Genomic DNA, 19,039 nt, shown 5'->3' with positions numbered 1-19,039 from the left:
TCGCGGCCGGTAGCCAATTTCCTTTGGTATTTCGATTGGTATTTCGACATCGATTCGTGGGCAAGGTGTAACCGTGAACGAGGACAAGCTCCGCGAGTACCTGAAGCGGGTCACGGTCGATCTGCACGAGACGCGTGAGAGGCTTCGGGATCGCGAGGCGGCGGATCGCGAGCCGATCGCGGTCGTGTCGATGAGCTGTCGTTATCCCGGCGGCGTTCGCTCTCCCGAGGAGCTGTGGGAACTGCTCGCCGCGGGCGAGGACGCCGTCACCGGATTCCCGGCGGACCGGGGCTGGGATCTCGACGCCCTGTACGACCCCGATCCCGACGCGCCCGGCACGAGCTACACCCGGCGCGGGGCGTTCCTGCACGACGCGGGCTGGTTCGACGCCTCGTTGTTCGGCATCTCCCCGCGCGAGGCACTCGGGATGGACCCGCAGCAGCGGCTGCTCCTGGAGGCGACCTGGGAACTGTTCGAGCGGGCCGGGATCGCCCCCACCTCGGTGAAGGGGTCCGCGGGCGGAGTGTTCATCGGCGCCGGCCTCTCCGGCTACGCCACCGGACTGCGCAGTGTTCCGGAGGACGTGGAGGGGCATCTGCTGACCGGCATCTCCGCCAGCGTCGCATCCGGTCGCCTGTCCTACGTGTACGGACTGGAGGGGCCCGCGGTCACCATCGACACCGCCTGCTCCGCCTCGCTGGTGGCGCTGCACCTGGCCGCGCACGCGCTGCGCAGGCGGGAATGCGACTTCGCCATCGCGGGGGGCGTCGCGGTCCTGGCCAACGCCGCGTCGTTCGTCCAGTTCAGCAGGCAGCGCGGGCTGGCCGTGGACGGCCGGTGCAAGGCGTTCTCCGACGACGCCGACGGCACCAGCTGGGGCGAGGGCGTCGGGCTGCTGATGCTGGAGCGCCTCTCCGACGCCCAGGCCCGAGGGCACGAGGTGCTGGCCGTGCTGCGCGGTTCCGCGGTGAACCAGGACGGCGCGTCGAACGGCCTGACCGCGCCCAACGGCCCGTCTCAGGAGCGGGTCCTCCGCCAGGCGTTGATCGACGCCCGCCTCGCCGCCGACGACGTGGACGCGGTCGAGGCACACGGCACCGGGACCACCCTCGGCGATCCGATCGAGGCCCAGGCCCTGTTGTCGGTCTACGGCCGCGATCGGAGCCCGGAGCAGCCGCTGTGGCTGGGCACGCTGAAGTCCAACATCGGGCACACCCAGGCCGCCGCCGGGGTGACCGGCGTGATCAAGGCCGTGCTGGCGTTGCGACACGCCACCCTCCCCAAGACCCTGCACGTCAGCGAGCCGACCTCCCATGTGGACTGGTCTGCCGGGAACGTCGAACTGCTGCGCGAGGCACGGGAGTGGCCCGCGACCGGCCGGCCGCGCCGTATCGGCGTCTCCGCGTTCGGCGTCAGCGGCACCAACGCGCACGCCATCCTGGAGCAGGCCCCGACGGCCGGGGAGCAGGCGGCGGGCGGGAAGCGGCCGGGGACCGAACTCGGCCACCGCAGCCCGACCGCCGCGCCGCGCGATACCGTGATCGTCCCGGTGCGGGTCACCGCACGTACCGAGCCCGGACTGCGCGCCCAGGCGGCCCGCGTGCTGGCCCACGTCGAGCAGCACCCCGACCTCGCCCTCGCCGACCTCGGCTATTCCCTCGGGACGTCGCGGGCCGACCTGGAGCACCGCGCGGTCGTGGTCGCCGCCGACCGGGCGGCCGCGCTCGACGGGCTGCGGGCCGCGGCGGCGGGCGAGCGGCACCCGGCGGTGCACACCGGCGTCGCGGCGCGGGGCGGCGGCCTGGCCGTCCTGTTCTCCGGTCAGGGCGCGCAGCGGGTCGGGATGGGTCGGGAGCTGTACGCGGCGTTCCCGGTGTTCGCCGAGTCCTTCGACGCGGTGTGCGCGGAGTTCGACGGCCTGCTGCCGCACGGCCTGGCGGAGGTGGTGTTCGACGACCCCGGCACCGAGCTGGACCAGACCGTGTTCGCCCAGGCGGGCCTGTTCGCCTTCGAGGTGGCGCTCTACCGGCTGCTGGAGTCCTGGGGTCTGCTGCCGGACCTGCTGACGGGGCATTCGCTCGGCGAGATCACGGCCGCCCACCTGGCCGGGGTGTTCTCGCTGCCGGACGCCTGCCGGCTCGTCGCGGCGCGCGGCAGGCTGATGCAGGGCCTGCCCGAGGGCGGGGCGATGGTGGCGATCGCGGCCGCGGAGGAGGAGGTCCGCCCGCTGCTCGCCGAGACGGCGGCCGTCGCGGCGGTGAACGGCCCGAAGTCGGTGGTCGTCTCCGGCGCCGGGGACGCGGTGACCGCCCTCGCCGACCATTTCGCCGGCCTGGGCCGCCGGACCCGGCGGCTCACCGTGTCGCACGCCTTCCACTCGCCCTTGATGGAACCGATGCTCGCCGACTTCGCCGAGGTCGCGGCAGGCATCCGGTATGAGGTAGCCCGCCTTCCGGTCGTGTCCCTGGTGTCGGGCGACGTGGCCGGGGCGGAGATCTCGACCGCCGACTACTGGGTCCGACACGTGCGAGAGAGCGTGCGGTTCGCCGACGGCGTCGCGACGCTGCGCGCCGCCGGGATCACCCGCTTCCTGGAGGCGGGCCCGCGCGGCGTGCTCACCTCCCTGGTCGCCGACCTGGTAGCCGACGTCGCCGCGGTGACGGCCGTGGCCGCGCTGCGCACGGACCGACCGGAGGCCGAGGCCCTCACCGCGGCGGTGTCCGCGCTGCACGCCGCGGGACAACCGCTGGACTGGGCGGCACTGCTGCCCGGCGCCCGGCGAGTGGACCTGCCGACGTACGCGTTCCAGCGAGACCGCTACTGGCTGAGCGACGCCGCAGGCGATGCTTCGGCCGCGCAGGCGGGTGCGGACCCGTTCTGGGAGCTGGTGGCCGATCGGGAGCTGGCCCGCGCCCTCGGAGTCGCCGACGACGCGCCACTGGACGAGGTCCTGCCCGCCCTCACCCGGTGGCACCGCGAACGCGCCGCCCTATCCACTGTGGACTCCTGGTGCTACCGCGTCACGTGGGCCGCGCAGGGCGACTCGGACCTCCGGCCCGCCGGCCGGTGGCTGTTGATCGTCCCGACCGGCCGCGCCGACACGCCGTGGGCGGCCGGGCTCGCCGCCGCTCTCGCCGCGGGCGGCGCCGAGCCGATCGTGCTCGATCATCCCGGCCTGGCCGCCACGCGGCAGGCCGTCGCCACCGCGATCCAGGCACACACCGGTCCGGACCTCGCCGGCGTGGTCTCCCTTCTCGGCCTGGACGACTCGCCGCACCCGGACCACGCCGGACTGCCCGGCGGCCTCGTCGCCACCGCCACCCTCGTGCAGGCCCTCGGCGACGCGGGACTGACCGTCCCGCTGTGGCTGCTCACCGACGGCGCGGTCGCCGCGGCCGGGGACGACCCGGTGCACCGTCCGCCGCAGGCCGCGCTGTGGGGCCTCGGTCGGGTGGTCGCGCAGGAGCACCCGGAGCGCTGGGGCGGGCTGATCGACCTGCCCGAGTCCGTCGACGACCGCGGCATCCGGCGGGTGCTCGCGGCGCTCGCCGGCGGCACGGAGGATCAGCTCGCGGTGCGGGCGGGCGGGCTGCTCGCCCGCAGACTGACTCGGGCGCCGGGCGTCGCCACCGAGCGGGCCGGTTGGCGTGGCGGCGGCACGGTGCTCATCGTCGGCGGCACCGGCGCGCTCGGCGGGCACGCCGCTCGCTGGTTCGCGCACAACGGCGCCGATCGTGTCCTGCTCGCGGGCCGCCGAGGCCCCGACACCCCCGGTGTGGCCGAACTCGTGGCGGAGCTGACCGACCTCGGCATCCACGCCGAGGCCGTCGCCTGCGATGCGGCGTCGACCGACGACCTGCGCGCCGTGCTCGCGGCGATCCCCGCCGCCACCCCGCTCAGCGCGGTCGTGCACGCCGCGGGCGTGCTGGACGACGGCGTCGTCGACACGCTCACCCCCGACCGCCTGGCCGCCGTGCTGCGGGCCAAGGTCCAGGCGGCGACGAACCTGCACGAGCTGACGGCGGGGACGGATCTGTCGGCGTTCGTGCTGTTCACCTCGATGGCAGGCGTGGTGGGCACCGCCGGGCAGGCGGGCTACGCGGCGGCCAACGCCGCGTTGGACGCCCTCGCCCAGCGGCGCACCCGACAGGGCCTTCCCGCCACCGCGATCGCCTGGGGGCCCTGGGCGGGCGGTGGGATGGCCGCCGACGAACTGGTGGCCGAACGCGCCCGCCGCGGCGGGGTGCGGACGATGTCCCCGGAACTGGCTGTGACCGCGCTCGGTCGCGCCGTCTGGCATCCCGGCGCCGACCTGCTGGTCGCCGACATCGACTGGAGCCGCTACGCCCCGCTGCTCTCCCGCACCCGGCCCAGTCCGCTGCTGCGCGACCTGCCGGAGGCCGTGCACGCGGTACCCGCCTCGGCGACGGTCGGAGACCTCGGCCTGCGCGACGCCTTGGCGGGCCGGAGCCCGGCCGAGCAGCAGGCGGTCCTGCTGGACCTGGTCCGCGTGCAGGCGGCAGGCGTGCTCGGATACGCCGGGCCCGCCGCGATCGACGCCGATCGGGCGTTCCGCGACCTCGGATTCGACTCGCTGACCGGGGTCGAGCTGCGCAATCTCCTCGGCGCGGCGAGCGGCCTGACACTGCCGTCCACCCTCGTCTTCGACCACCCCACTCCCGCCGCGCTGGCCGCCCGGCTGGCCGAGGAGTTCGGCGTGCCGACCGGAGGGGCCGTCTCGCCCGCCGAGGTCCGTGCCGACTCGGGGGAACCCGTCGCCATCGTCTCGATGAGCTGTCGCCTTCCCGGCGGGGTGCGCAGTCCCGAGGAACTGTGGGAACTGCTCGCCGCGGGCACCGACGCGATCGGGGCCTTCCCGCGTGACCGGGGCTGGGACGTCGACGCGCTCTACCATCCGGACCCGGATCATCTCGGCACCAGCTACGTCGCCGAGGGCGGCTTCCTCGACGACGCCGCGGGCTTCGACGCGGACCTCTTCGGGATCTCGCCGCGGGAGGCGCTGGCGATGGACCCGCAGCAGCGACTCCTGCTGGAGACCTCCTGGGAACTGTTCGAACGCGCGGGCGTCGACCCCGGCGCGACGCGCGGCAGCCGGGCGGGCGTGTTCGTCGGCACCAACGGACAGGACTACCAGCTGGCGCTGATGGGCGCCGTCGACGCGGGCGAGGGACATTCCGGCACGGGCAACGCGGCCAGCGTCGTCTCCGGCCGGGTGGCCTACGCGTTCGGGCTGGAGGGTCCGGCGGTGACGGTGGACACGGCCTGTTCGTCCTCGTTGGTGGCGATGCACCTGGCCGCGCAGTCGCTGCGCTCCGGCGAATGTGATCTGGCGTTGGCGGGCGGGGCGACGGTGATGGCCACCCCCGGTGCCTTCGTGGCCTTCAGTCGACAGCGTGGCCTGGCGCCCGATGGTCGGTGCAAGCCGTTCGCGGAGGCCGCCGACGGGACGGGTTGGTCGGAGGGCGTGGGTCTGGTGTTGTTGGAGCGGCTGTCCGATGCTCGGCGTAACGGGCATCCGGTGCTGGCCGTCGTGCGCGGGTCGGCGGTGAACTCCGATGGCGCGTCCAACGGCCTGACCGCGCCTAACGGGCCTGCCCAGCAGCGGGTGATTCGGCAGGCGTTGGCCAACGCGCGCATCGCGGCGGACGGTGTGGACGTGGTGGAGGCGCATGGCACGGGTACGACGTTGGGTGATCCGATCGAGGCGCAGGCGTTGTTGGCGACCTATGGCCGGGATCGTGTCGAGGGTCGGCCGTTGTGGTTGGGGTCGGTGAAGTCGAATCTCGGGCATACCCAGGCGGCGGCGGGTGTGGCGGGTGTGATCAAGATGGTGGAGGCGATGCGGCACGGGGTGCTGCCGAAGACCCTGCACGTCGACGCCCCCACCTCCCACGTGGACTGGACGTCCGGCGCGGTACGGCTGCTCACCGAGCGGCGAGAGTGGCCCGAGGCCGACCGGCCCCGCCGCGCCGGGGTGTCGTCCTTCGGGGTGAGCGGCACCAACGCCCATCTGGTTCTGGAGCAGGCGCCTGCGGAGTCGGACGCCGGGGCTTCGGACGTCGGTGGATCAGGGGCTGCGGGAGCAGGCGCCGAGCGGCCTGACACCGAGGGAACCGGCACCGAGGAGTCACGCGACCGGCCCGCGCGTCCGTCGTTGCCGCTGGTGCCGTGGCCGGTCTCGGCCCGCTCCGGCGTCGCGCTGCGCGCCCAGGCGGCCCGACTCAGGGACTTCGTCACCGATACGCCCGCACTCGACCCGGTCGACGTCGGCTCGTCCTTGGCGACCACCCGGTCGACGCAGCCCACCCGCGCGGTGGTGCTCGGCGTGGACCGAACCGAGCTGCTCGCCGGTCTGGACGCGTTGGCCGCGGGGCAGGCAGGCCCGCTCGTGGTGACCGGCGCCGCCTCGCCGGGCGGCCTGGCCGTCCTCTTCTCGGGTCAGGGTGCGCAGCGGTCGGGGATGGGTCGGGGGTTGTACGGGGCGTTCCCGGTGTTCGCCGAGGCGTTCGACGAGGTGTGTGCTGGGTTCGAGGGTCTGTTGCCGGGGTCGTTGGCCGGGGTGGTGTTCGGCGATGCCGATGCCGATGCCGATGCCGATGCCGGTGCTGGTGCTGGTGCTGGTGCTGGTGCTGGTGTCGGGCCGGGCTTGGACATCGATCGGACGGTGTTCGCGCAGGCGGGTTTGTTCGCGTTCGAGGTGGCGTTGTTCCGGTTGGTGGAGTCGTGGGGTGTTCGTCCGGATGTGGTGACGGGGCATTCTCTGGGTGAGATCACGGCGGCGTATGTGGCGGGGGTGTTCTCGCTGGGGGATGCGTGTCGTCTGGTGGCGGCGCGGGGCAGTCTGATGGAGGCGTTGCCCGAGGGTGGTGCGATGGTGGCGGTGGCGGCCTCGGAGGATGAGGTGCGGCCGTTGTTGTCGGATGCGGTGTCGCTGGCGGCGGTGAACGGGCCGCGGGCTGTCGTGCTCTCCGGTGTGGAGAGTGCGATCGGCAGCCTGGAACAACATTTCGTCGTTCTGGGTCGGAAGACTCGTCGGTTGTCGGTGTCGCATGCGTTTCATTCGTCGTTGATGGATCCGATGCTGGGCGAGTTCGCTGAGGTCGTCGGCGGTGTTCGGTTCGAGTCGCCTCGGTTGCCGGTGGTGTCGTTGGTCTCCGGTGAGGTGGCGGGTGCGGAGATCACGACTCCGGAGTACTGGGTGCGGCATGTGCGGGAGACGGTCCGTTTCGCCGACGGCGTCACCACTTTGCGCGGCCTCGGAGTCCAGGCGTTCCTGGAACTCGGCCCCCAAGCCGTGCTGACTCCGCTGATCGAGGGTGGCGAGGGTGATCAGGACGTGACGGCCGTGGCCGCCGCACGCCGCGATCGCCCCGAACCCGAGACACTGCTGGCCGCGCTGGCCGCGCTGTACGCCACGGGTGTCGATCTCGACTGGGCCGCCCTGCTGCCCGACGCCCGCCGCGTCGACCTGCCCACCTACGCCTTCCAACACGAGCGCTACTGGCCGGAGCCCGCCGCGGGCGCGGTCGACGAGGGCGAGCAGGGCACGGACGCCGCGTTCTGGGCCGCCGTCGCCGAGAACGACCTCGACGTCCTCGCCGACACCCTTCAGGTGGACCGGGCACCGCTGCGGGACGTGCTGCCCGCCATGAACGCCTGGCGCCGCAGGCTCGCCGCCCGGACCGAGGTGGAGTCCTGGCGCTATCGAGTGCACTGGGAACCGCTGCTCGACCTCGCCGCCGAGACCCCCGCCGGCGAATGGCTGCTCGTCACGGGTGAGGACGACGCCGACCCGCTCGCCGACTCCCTCCGGGTCGAGGGAGTCCGCATCACGCCACTGCGGCGTGTCGACGACCTCGTCGGAACGCTCGCCGCCTCGGCCGTCGCCCCGGCGGGAGTCCTGCTCGCCGATCCCGACGTCGCCGACGTGCTCGCCGCGCTACGTGCCCTGGCGGACGCCCGCGCGGACACCCGACTGTGGGTGCTCACGCACGCCGCCGTGGCCACCGGCCGCGCCGACCCGCTCGCCGACGTCGAACAGGCGGGTTTGTGGGGGTTGGGCCGCGTCGCAGCCCTCGAACACCCGAGCCGCTGGGGCGGTCTCGTGGATCTGCCCACGACCACCGACCGGCGGGCCGTCACCAGACTGTGCCGGGTGCTCGCCGACGGCGGCGAGGACCAGGTCGCCGTGCGCGGCTCCGTCGTCCTCGGCCGCCGACTCGTCCCCGCCCCCCTGACCGGGCGCGCCCCGGCCGGGCCCGCCCCCGCCGGACCCGTCTGGCGGGGCACGGTGCTCATCACCGGCGGCACCGGCGGGCTCGGCGCGCACACCGCCCGGCTGCTCGCTCGCTCCGGAGCCGAACAGCTGGTGCTTCTCGGCAGGCGCGGCCCGGCCGCACCCGGCGCCGCCGACCTCCTCACGGAACTGACCGCCCTGGGCGTTCGCGCCGAGGCGGTGGCGTGCGACGTCACCGACCGGGCCGCGCTCGCCGCCCTGGCCGCCCGACTCGATGCCGAGGGCACCCCGGTGCGCGCGGTCGTGCACGCCGCGGGCATCACCGGACACCGGCCGCTGGCCGAGACCACCGCCGCCGAGGTCGCCGAGGCCAACCACGCCAAGGTCGTCGGCGCGCGGCACCTCCACGATGTGTTCGCGGACGTGGAACTCGACGCCTTCCTCCTGTTCTCCTCGATCGCCGCCACCTGGGGCAGCGGCGGCCAGGGCGCCTACGCGGCGGGCAACGCCTATCTCGACGCCCTCGCCGAACACCGCCGTGCCCGAGGCCTGGCCGCCACCTCCGTCGCCTGGGGGCCGTGGGCGGGTGCCGGGATGGCCGCCGCCGACGGTGCCGAGGAGGCACTGCGCCGCCGCGGCCTGCGTCCGTTGGAGCCGGGCGCGGCCCTCGCCGCGCTGCACGCCTCGATCGAGCACGGCCTCACCACCACCGTCGTGGCCGATGTGGACTGGTCGGTCTTCGCCCCCGGCTTCACCGCGCTGCGGCCCAGCCCGCTGCTGACGGCCGTCCCCGCCGCCGAGGCGGCCGTCGCGGCGGCGGGCGTGGGCGGCGCACCGAGCGGCGGAGCGGGCGATGCACTGCGCGCCAGGCTTCGCGGCCTCGCCGCCGCCGATCGGGACCGGGCGATCGACGAACTCGTCCGAGAGCAGATCGCGCTGGTGCTCGGCCACGGCGACGCGGCCGCGATCGCCCCTGACCGCGCCTTCTCCGACCTGGGTTTCGACTCGCTGACCGCCGTGGAACTGCGTAACCGGCTGGCCGGGGCCACCGGGCTGAGCCTGCCCGCCACCCTGGCCTTCGACCATCCGAACTCCGCCGCGCTCGCCCGGCTCGTCCGTACCGAACTCCTCGGGGCGGAGGACGGCCCGGCGCCGGGCACGCGGGCCGCCGAGGCGGTGGACCTCGCCGATGATCCGGTCGTCATCGTGGCCATGAGCTGCCGTCTCCCCGGCGGCGTCCGCTCTCCGGACGACCTCTGGCAGCTCGTCGCCGACGGAACCGACGCCATCTCGCGCTTCCCGGAGAACCGAGGCTGGGATCCGGCTCGGCTGGGCGGCGAGCAGATCGCACGGCAGGGCGGCTTCGTCTACGACGCCGACACCTTCGACCCCGACTTCTTCGGAATCTCGCCACGCGAGGCCCTGGCCATGGACCCCCAGCAGCGACTGCTGTTGGAGACGACGTGGGAGCTGTTCGAACGGGCCGGGATCGACCCGACCGCGCTGCGCGGCAGCGACACCGGGGTGTTCATCGGCGCGGGCTCCTCCGGTTACGGCGCCGCGCTGACCGAGGTGCCCGACGGCGTCGCCGGCCACCTGCTCACCGGCAGCGCGAGCAGCATCGCCTCCGGCCGGATCGCCTACGCGCTCGGGCTGGAGGGCCCCGCCGTCTCCCTGGACACCGCCTGCTCGTCGTCGTTGGTCGCGCTGCACCTGGCGATCCAGTCGCTGCGACGCGGCGAGTGCGGCCTCGCCGTGGCCGGCGGGGTCACCGTGATGTCGACGCCCAACGCCTTCCTGGAGTTCGGCCGCCAGGGCGGACTCGCGCCGGACGGCCGCTGCAAGGCCTTCGCCGACGAGGCCGACGGCACCGGCTGGGCCGAGGGAGTCGGCCTGCTGCTGGTGGAACGGCTGTCCGAGGCACGGCGGCGCGGCCACGACGTGCTCGCCACCGTGCGCGGCTCCGCGATCAACTCCGACGGCGCCTCCAACGGCCTCACCGCCCCCAACGGCCCCGCTCAGCAGCGGGTCGTCCGACAGGCCCTGACAGGTGCGGGTCTCACGCCCGCCGAGGTCGACGTCGTCGAGGCACACGGCACCGGAACGGCCCTCGGCGATCCCATCGAGGCACAGGCGCTCCTCGCCGGGTACGGCCGAGACCGCGATCCGGACCGGCCGCTGTGGCTGGGCTCGATCAAGTCCAACATCGGGCACACCCAGTCGGCGGCGGGCGTCGCGGGCGTCATCAAGATGGTCCAGGCCATGCGGCACGGCGTGCTGCCCCGCACGTTGCACGCCGACAATCCGACGACCAAGGTGGACTGGTCGGCGGGCACGGTGCGACTGCTCACCGAGCCCGTGCCCTGGCCGGAGACCGACCACCCGCGTCGGGCCGCCGTGTCCTCCTTCGGGATCAGCGGCACCAACGCGCACACCATCCTGGAGCAGGCGCCCCCGCCCGAGCCCGCCGCGCGGCCCGCGCCGGACGACCGCGCGGTCCGACCCGCGCCGTGGCTGGTGTCCGCCCGCGGCGCCGAGGCGTTGCGGGCTCAGGCGGCCCGGTTGCACGCCTCACTCGGCGAGGCGGACCCGCTCGACGCGGCCCGCTCTCTCGCCTCGGGCCGCGCCACCCTGGAGCACCGGGCCGCGGTGCTGGGCCGCGACCGTGCGGAGCTGCTCGACGGCCTGCGTGCCCTCGCCGAGGGCGAACCGGCCGCCCGGGTGCTCACCGGCGTCGCCCGCCCCGGAGGCCGCTCGGCGTTCCTGTTCACCGGCCAGGGCGCCCAGCGTGCGGGCATGGGCCGCGGGCTCTACGCCGCCTCCGAGGTCTTCGCCGAGGCGTTCGACGCCGCCGCGGCCTACCTCGACGCCGAACTGGACCGCCCGCTGGCCACGCTGGTGTTCGCCGAACCGGACTCCCCGCAGGCCGCGCTGCTCGACCAGACCGGCTACGGCCAGCCCGCCCTCTTCGCCTACGAGACCGCGTTGTTCCGGCTCGCCGAGGCCCACGGGCTCGGCGCCGACCTCCTCGTCGGCCATTCCATCGGGGAACTCGTCGCGGCGCACGTCGCGGGCGTCCTCTCCCTGCCCGACGCCTGCCGGGTGGTCGCCGCCCGAGGCAGGCTGATGCAGGCCCTGCCCGAGGGCGGCGCGATGGTCGCCCTGCAGGCGGGCGTCGACGAGGTGACGCCGTTGCTGTCGACGGCGGTCGCGCTGGCCGCCGTGAACGGGCCCGCCTCCGTGGTGATCTCCGGCGACGAGGACGCCGTGTCGGCGATCGCCGCCGAATTCGAATCGCGAGGTCGCAAGGCGCGCAGGCTGCGGGTCTCGCACGCCTTCCACTCGCCCAGGATGGAGCCGATGCTCGCCGAGTTCGGCCGCGTGCTGTCCACGGTGGACTTCCGAGCCCCGAGGACGACCGTGGTGTCGACGGTCACCGGGCGGCCCGCCGCGGGCGGTGAGCTGTGCGGCCCCGACTACTGGGTCGAGCAGGTGCGCGCCACCGTCCGCTTCGGCGACGCCGTCGCCCACCTGGACGCCGCCGGGGTCACCCGACTCCTCGAACTCGGACCGGACGCCGTGCTCACCGCGATGACCGCCGCCGCGCTGCCGCCGAACGACGCGCGGGCCTGCGTCCCCGCCGCCCGCGCGGACGACGCCGACGAGCAGGCCGCGTTCACCGCCGCGCTGGCCGCCTGGCACGTCCACGGCGGCGGCGTCGACTGGACCCCGCTGACCCGCGGCGGTCGCCGCATCGACCTGCCGACCTACCCGTTCCAGCGGCGCCGACTCTGGCTCGATACCCCCGCACCCGCCCCGTCCACCGAGGACGGCCCGCTCTGGGACGCCGTGGAACGCTCCGACCTGGCCGAGGTGACCAGGGCGCTGGGCGTGGCCGAGGACGCTTCGCTCGCCGAGGTGCTGCCCGCCCTGCACTCCTGGCGGCACCGCCTGCACGAGGCCGCCGTCACCGACTCCTGGCGTTACGACGTCGTCTGGCGGCACCTCGACTCGCCCGGCGAACACCACACCCCGGGCAGCTGGCTGGTGATCGAACCCGAGGACGACGTCGAATACCTGGCGGCGCTGACCGACGAACTGGTGCGGCAGCGGCACGACGTCGTCCGGCTGGCCTGGTCCGCCGCCGTCGGGGACCCGGCCCGGCTGGTCGCCGCCGCGGCGGACGTGACGGGCGTGCTCCTGCCCGCGACGGGCGGCGACACCGCCGCGGCCCTGCCCGCCCTGCTGCGTGCCCTGACCGAGGCGGGCGTGACCGTACCGCTGTGGTGCCTCACCCGAGGGGCCGTCGGCACCGGCCCCGGCGACCCCGTCCTCGATCCCGCACAGGCCATGATCTGGGGCCTCGGCCGGGTGGCGGCGTTGGAGTCCCCGCGAGGCTGGGGCGGCCTCGTCGACCTCCCGGCCGCCCCGGACACGGCGGTGCTGCGCAGGCTGCCCGGCGTGCTGGCGGGCGTCGCCGGGGAGGATCAGCTCGCCGTGCGGCCCGCGGGCGTGTTCGTCCGGCGCCTCGTCCGGGCGACGGTCTCCGCCGCGGATCCGGTGTGGTCCACGAGTGGAACCGCGCTCGTCACCGGCGGCACCGGGGCACTGGGCGGGCAGGTCGCCCGCTGGCTGGCCCGCAGCGGCGCGGAGCACCTCGTCCTCACCAGTCGCCGGGGTCTCGCCGCGCCCGGCGCCGCCGAGCTCGCCGAGGAGCTGCGCGGTCACGGCGTCGCGGTGACCGTCGCGGCCTGTGACGTCGCGGACCCCGAGGCCGCCGCCGCGTTACTGCGCGACCTGGCCGGGCGGGGCGAGCGGATCAGGACCGTGGTGCACGCCGCCGGAGTCTCAGAGGTGAGCCCGCTCGTCGAGACCTCCCCGGAGCAGTTCGAGCGGGTCGTCGCGGGCAAGGTCGCCGGGGCCCGCAACCTCGATGCCGCGTTCGCCGACGCCGACCTGGACGCCTTCGTGCTCTTCTCCTCCATCGCGGGCGTCTGGGGCAGCGGCGGCCAGGGTGCCTACGCGGCGGGCAACGCCTATCTCGACGCGCTGGCCGACCGGCGCCGAGCACGCGGGCTGCGGGCCACCGCCGTGGCCTGGGGCCCGTGGGGCGGCGGCGGCATGGCCGCGGGTTCGGAGGCGGAGCGATCCCTGCAACGACACGGCCTTCGGCTGCTGGCCCCGGAACTCGCCGTCCTCACGTTGCGGCGCGTCCTCGCGGCGGACGGCGCCGGGGCGGTCGTGGCCGACGTCGACTGGTCGCGATTCGCCCCCGGCTTCACCGGGTTGCGGCCGAGCCCGCTGCTCGGGGAGCTGGCCGAGGTCGCGGCCGCGGTGCGGGAGGCGACGCCCGACGGCGTGTCGTCGGGCGCGGCCCTGCGGGCGGCCCTCGCCTCGGCGGAGCCCGACGAACGGCACGAGCTGCTGGTGCGGCTGGTGCGTGAGCAGGCGGCGGTCGCGCTCGGACACCGCGACGCGGCCGCCCTCGACGCCGAGCGGGCCTTCGCCGACCTCGGTTTCGACTCGCTGACCGCCGTGGAGTTCCGCAACGCGCTGACCTCGGCGACCGGGCTTCGACTGTCCGCGACGCTGGTCTACGACCACCCCACGCCCGCGGTGCTCGCCGGGGCGCTGCTCGCGGAACTCGTCCCGGCGGCGGAGCCCGTCGACCCCGCCGAGGCCGAGCTGCGCCGCGCGCTGGCGGCGACCCCGCTGGAGCGGTTCCGCAAAGCGGGCCTGCTGGAGACCCTGCTGCGGCTCGCCGAGGACGGCGCGGCGGGCGCCGAGGGCGACGAGTCGCCCGAGGAGTACGACGCACTGGACGCCGCCGCCCTGATCGAACGGGCGCTCGGCACGTCGGCGACCGCGCGAGTGGAGGGATGAGATGACCACGTCCACCGAGGAGCTGGTCGAGGCGCTGCGCGCCTCGCTCAAGGAGAACGGCAGGCTCCAGAGGCGGGTACGGGAGCTGTCCGACGCGGCGGGAGAGCCGATCGCGATCCTCGCCACGAGCTGCCGCTACCCCGGCGGCGTCGACTCGCCGGAGCGGCTGTGGCAGCTGGTCCGGGACGGCACCGACGCCATGGGGGACTTCCCGACCGACCGTGGTTGGCGCGAGCGCGGCATCGGCGGCTTCGTCCACGACGCGGGCGACTTCGACCCCGGCTTCTTCGGGATCTCTCCGCGCGAGGCGCTGGCGATGGACCCGCAGCAGCGGCTCGTCCTGCAGACGTCATGGGAGCTGCTGGAGCGCGCCGGGATCGACCCGACCACGCTGGCGGGCAGCCGGACGGGAGTGTTCCTCGGCGCCGCGACCAGCGGCTACGGCGCCGGACTCGCCGAGACCCCGGCGGAGGTCGCCGGGCATCTGCTGACCGGCAGCGCGGGCAGCGTGGTCTCCGGTCGCATCGCCTACCTGCTCGGCCTGGAGGGACCCGCCGTCTCGCTCGACACGGCCTGCTCGTCCTCGCTGGTGGCGCTGCACCTGGCCGCCCGCGCGCTGCGCGCGGGGGAGTGCTCCCTCGCCCTGGTCGGCGGGGTGACGATCATGGCCTCCCCGATGGCCTTCCAGGAGTTCGGACGCCAGGGCGGGCTCGCGGCCGACGGCCGATGTAAGCCCTTCGCCGAGGCGGCCGACGGCACCGGCTGGTCCGAAGGCGTCGGCATGCTGCTCGTGCAGCGGCTCTCCGACGCCCGACGTGAGGGCCGCACCGTGCTGGCCGTCGTCCGGGGCACGGCGGTGAACTCCGACGGCGCCTCCAACGGACTCACCGCGCCGAACGGGCCCTCTCAACAGCGGGTCATCCGCGCGGCGCTCGCCGATGCCGATCTCCGGCCGTCCGAGGTGGACGTCGTGGAGGCCCACGGCACCGGCACCGCCCTGGGCGATCCGATCGAGGCACAGGCACTGCTGGCGACCTACGGACGGGACCGTCCCGCCGAGCGGCCGCTGTGGCTGGGCTCGGTGAAGTCCAACCTCGGCCACACCCAGCTCGCCGCCGGGGTCGCGGGCATGATCAAGATGGTCGAGGCGTTCCGCCACCGTGTCCTGCCGCGCACCCTGCACGTGGACCGGCCGTCCACCCAGGTGGACTGGACGACCGGTGCGGTCCGGCTCCTCACCGAGGAGCAGGCCTGGCCTGTCGCGGACCGACCGCGCCGAGCCGGGGTGTCCTCGTTCGGCATCAGCGGCACCAACGCGCACGTGCTCCTCGAGGAGGCCCCGGCCGAGCACCCACCGCGGCCCGCCGGCTCCGCCGCACCCGGCGACGCGGCGATGCCCGCCCACTCCGCGGCACCCGGCGACGTCGCCATTCCCGACGCCTCCGACGCTTCCGCCACCCCCGGCGGCTCCCACACCGGCGCGGCACCCGCCGTTCCCGCCGGAGTCCTGACCGGCTCCGCGCAGCCGCCCGCGATCGTCGGCTGGCCGTTGTCCGCCCGGAGCTCCGAGGCGCTGCCCGCGCAGGCCGCCCGGCTCCTGGCCGCCCAGAGCTCTCACCAGACCGTTCAGGACTCCCCGACCTCCGACGGGACCGCGCCGCTCGCCGACGTCGGCTGGTCGCTGGCCACCACCAGGGCAGCCCATCACCATCGCGCGGTCGTGCTCGGCGCCGACCGGCCCACGCTGTTGCGCGGTCTGGCCGCACTGGCCGAGGGCACCGCCGAGGCGCGCGTGATCACCGGGACCCGACTCACGGGCCGGACCGCGTTCCTGTTCTCCGGCCAGGGCGCGCAACGCCACGGCATGGGCCGCGCGCTGCATGCCGCGCACCCCGCGTTCGCGGCGGCGTTCGACGACGTCTGCGCGGGCTTCGAGGGCACGCTGGACCCTCCGTTGCGCGACGTCGTGTTCGCCGAGGACGGCACCGAGGCCGCCGCTCTGCTGCACCGCACCGACTACACCCAGGCCGGGCTGTTCGCCGTCGAGGTGGCGTTGTTCCGACTGCTCGAATCCTGGGGCCTCTCACCGGACGTGGTGACGGGACACTCCATCGGCGAGGTCGCCGCCGCACACGCGGCGGGCGTGCTGTCGTTGGAGTCGGCCTGCCTCCTGGTCGCCGCCCGAGGCGGTCTGATGCGGGACCTCCCCGGCGGCGGCGCGATGCTGTCGGTGGCCGCGACGGAGGACGAGGTGCGGCCGCTGCTGACCGAGACCGTCGACCTCGCGGCGGTCAACGGACCCGCCTCGGTGGTGCTCTCCGGCGACGAGGACGCCGTCCTCGAACTCGGCGCCCGCTTCGAGGCCCTCGGCCGCCGCACCCGGCGGCTGACCGTGAGCCACGCCTTCCACTCGCCGCACATGACGCCCATGCTCGCGGAGTTCCGCGCGGTCGCCGAGTCGATCGACTACGCCGCGCCGACGATCCCGCTCGTGTCGAACCTCGCCGACGCCGATCCGACCTCCCCGGAACACTGGGTGCGGCACGTCCGGGAGCCGGTGCGGTTCCACGACGGCCTGACCGCGCTGCGCGGCCGAGAGGTCGTGCGCTTCCTGGAGGTGGGGCCGCGCGGCGTGCTCACCGCGCTGGCCGGGGAGTCCCGCGCGGGCGACGAGGCGTTGATCCCGGCGCTGCGCGGCGGACAGGACGAGCCCGCGGCGCTGGCCGCCGCCGTCGCACGCCTGCACACGGCGGGCCGTTCGCCCGACTGGGACGCGGTGTTCCCCGACGCCCGCCCGGTGGACCTGCCGACCTACGCCTTCACCCGCACCCGCTTCTGGCTGGCCGATCCGACATCGGGCGACGAGGACTCGGCGCGCTACGAGGTCGGCTGGACGGAACTCGACGAGTCGACCGACCTCGCGCCTGCGGGCTCGGCGGGCCGCTGGCTGGTGTTGGTGCCCGAGGCGCTCGCGGCCGACGAGTACCCGGCCGCGGTCCGCGCGACGCTCGCGGAGGCCGTCGGCGAGGTCGACGTCCAGCCGGTCGACGTCCGGGGACTGCGGCGCGACGGCCTCGCCGGGCTGCTGCGCGCCGCGGCCGAGGACGTCCCGCCCGCCGGAGTGCTCTCCCTGCTCTCCTGGTCCGCCCCCGGCGGCGAAGCCGAGGAATCGTCCTGCCCGGTGACCGTCGCCGTACTGCTCCTCCAAGCGGTGGCCGACGCCGCGATCGAGGCGCCCGTCTGGCTGGTCACCCGGGGGGCCGTCGGCATCGGCGACCACGACCCGGTGGCCGCGCCGGCACAGGCCGCGGTGTGGGGACTCGGCCGCGTCGCCGCACTGGAGTTCCCCCGCGACTGGGGCGGCCTGATCGACCTTCCGTCGGCTGTGGACCGGCGCGCCGTGGGCAGGCTGCCCGGCGTGCTGCTCGGCGACGCCGGCGAAGACCAGGTGGCGCTGCGGGCCGCGGCGGGCCACGGCAGGCGGCTGCGGCGGATCGTCGAACCCGTGCAGGCGCAGAGCTGGCCGAGCCGGGGCACCGCCCTGATCACCGGGGGCACCGGGGCACTCGGCGGGCACGTCGCCCGCCGCCTCGCCGAGACCGGCACCGAACACCTGGTGCTGCTCAGCAGGCGCGGCCCGGCGGCTCCGGGGGCGGCCGAACTGGAACGCGAACTCCACGCCCTCGGCGTGCGGGTGACCATGCCGGTGTGCGACGTCGCCGACCGCGCCGCGCTGGCGACGGTGGTGCGCGACCTCGACGAGGCGGGCGAGGATCTGCGCACCGTGGTCCACACCGCGGGTGTCGCGGGCTTCGGCGCGCTGCGGGACACCTCGGTGGAGGAGGTCGCGAACATCCTCCGCGCCAAGGTTGCGGGCGCGGACAACCTGCACGCGGTCCTCGGCGACCGCGATCTGGACGCCTTCGTGCTCTTCTCCTCCATCGCGGGTGTCTGGGGCAGCGGCGGTCAGGCCGCCTACTCGGCCGCCAACGCCCACCTGGACGCCCTTGCGTCGCACCGTCGGGCCGCGGGGCTGGCGGCCACCGCGATCGCGTGGGGGCCGTGGGGAGAGGGCGGCATGGTCGCCGACGACGAGGCGGCCCAGGCGTTGCGCCGCGTGGGTCTCCTCCTCCTCACCCCCGCGACGGCGATCGCCGCGCTGGAGGCGAGCCTGGTCGAGGATCGCGCCACGACCACGGTCGCCCACGTGGACTGGTCGGTGTTCGCCCCCGGTTTCACCGCACTGCGGCCGAGCCCGCTGCTGGGCGAGCTGGCGGAGGCCCGCGCCGCCCTGGACGTCGCGGCAGACCCGACCGGCGACGGCGGCGCGGACCTGCGTGCCCGGCTCGCCGCGACCGAGGCGGCGGAACGCGGCGCCCTGCTGCTCACCCTGGTACGCACCGAGGTCTCGGCGGTACTCGGCCATGACACCCCCGACGCGGTGGAGCCGGATCGGGCCTTCCGCGACCTCGGCTTCGACTCGCTCACCGCGGTGGAGCTGCGCGATCGACTGGTGAGCGCCACCGGGCTGTCCCTGCCGACCACGCTGGTGTTCGACCACCCCACGGCGGCCGACCTGGCGGACCGCCTGCGCGCGGAGCTGCTCGACGAGCGAGACTCCGACGAGCCGCTGGCGATGCTGACCCCGTTGGACCGACTGGAGAACGGCACCGCGCGGTTCAGCGCGGCCGACATCGAGACCACCGGGATCGTCGACCGGTTGCAGGCACTGCTGGCCCGGCTCGACGCCGTGCGCCGAGGCTCGGCCGACCCCGACGGTCTCCCCGACGACGCCCCCGACTCGGTCGGCGACCGGCTGCACGCGGCCAGCGCCGACGAACTGCTCGCGTTCATCGACGACGAATTCGGCACGGCTTCAGCAACGAAGGACCAGTGAGA

General features: G+C 75.0%; 2 protein-coding genes. Both read left to right on the top strand.

Annotation, left to right across the window (positions count from 1 at the left end):
• Positions 1-16: 16 nt before the first annotated feature.
• Positions 17-14,140 carry a type I polyketide synthase gene (locus AHOG_RS29965; protein WP_425427608.1) on the top strand — a complete coding sequence of 4,708 codons (14,124 nt, stop codon included), beginning with the start codon at positions 17-19 and terminating at the stop codon, positions 14,138-14,140.
• A 1-nt stretch (position 14,141) separates the two neighbouring features.
• Positions 14,142-19,037 (top strand): type I polyketide synthase, encoded by a 4,896-nt coding sequence (locus AHOG_RS15170; protein ID WP_093941945.1) that lies wholly within the window; start codon positions 14,142-14,144, stop codon positions 19,035-19,037.
• Positions 19,038-19,039 lie beyond the last annotated feature (2 nt).

Origin of the sequence: Actinoalloteichus hoggarensis (assembly GCF_002234535.1) — a bacterium.
GTDB lineage: Bacteria > Actinomycetota > Actinomycetes > Mycobacteriales > Pseudonocardiaceae > Actinoalloteichus_A > Actinoalloteichus_A hoggarensis.
Note: the sequence above shows the minus strand (reverse complement) of the source record. Positions and strands in the feature narration are given on the sequence as shown.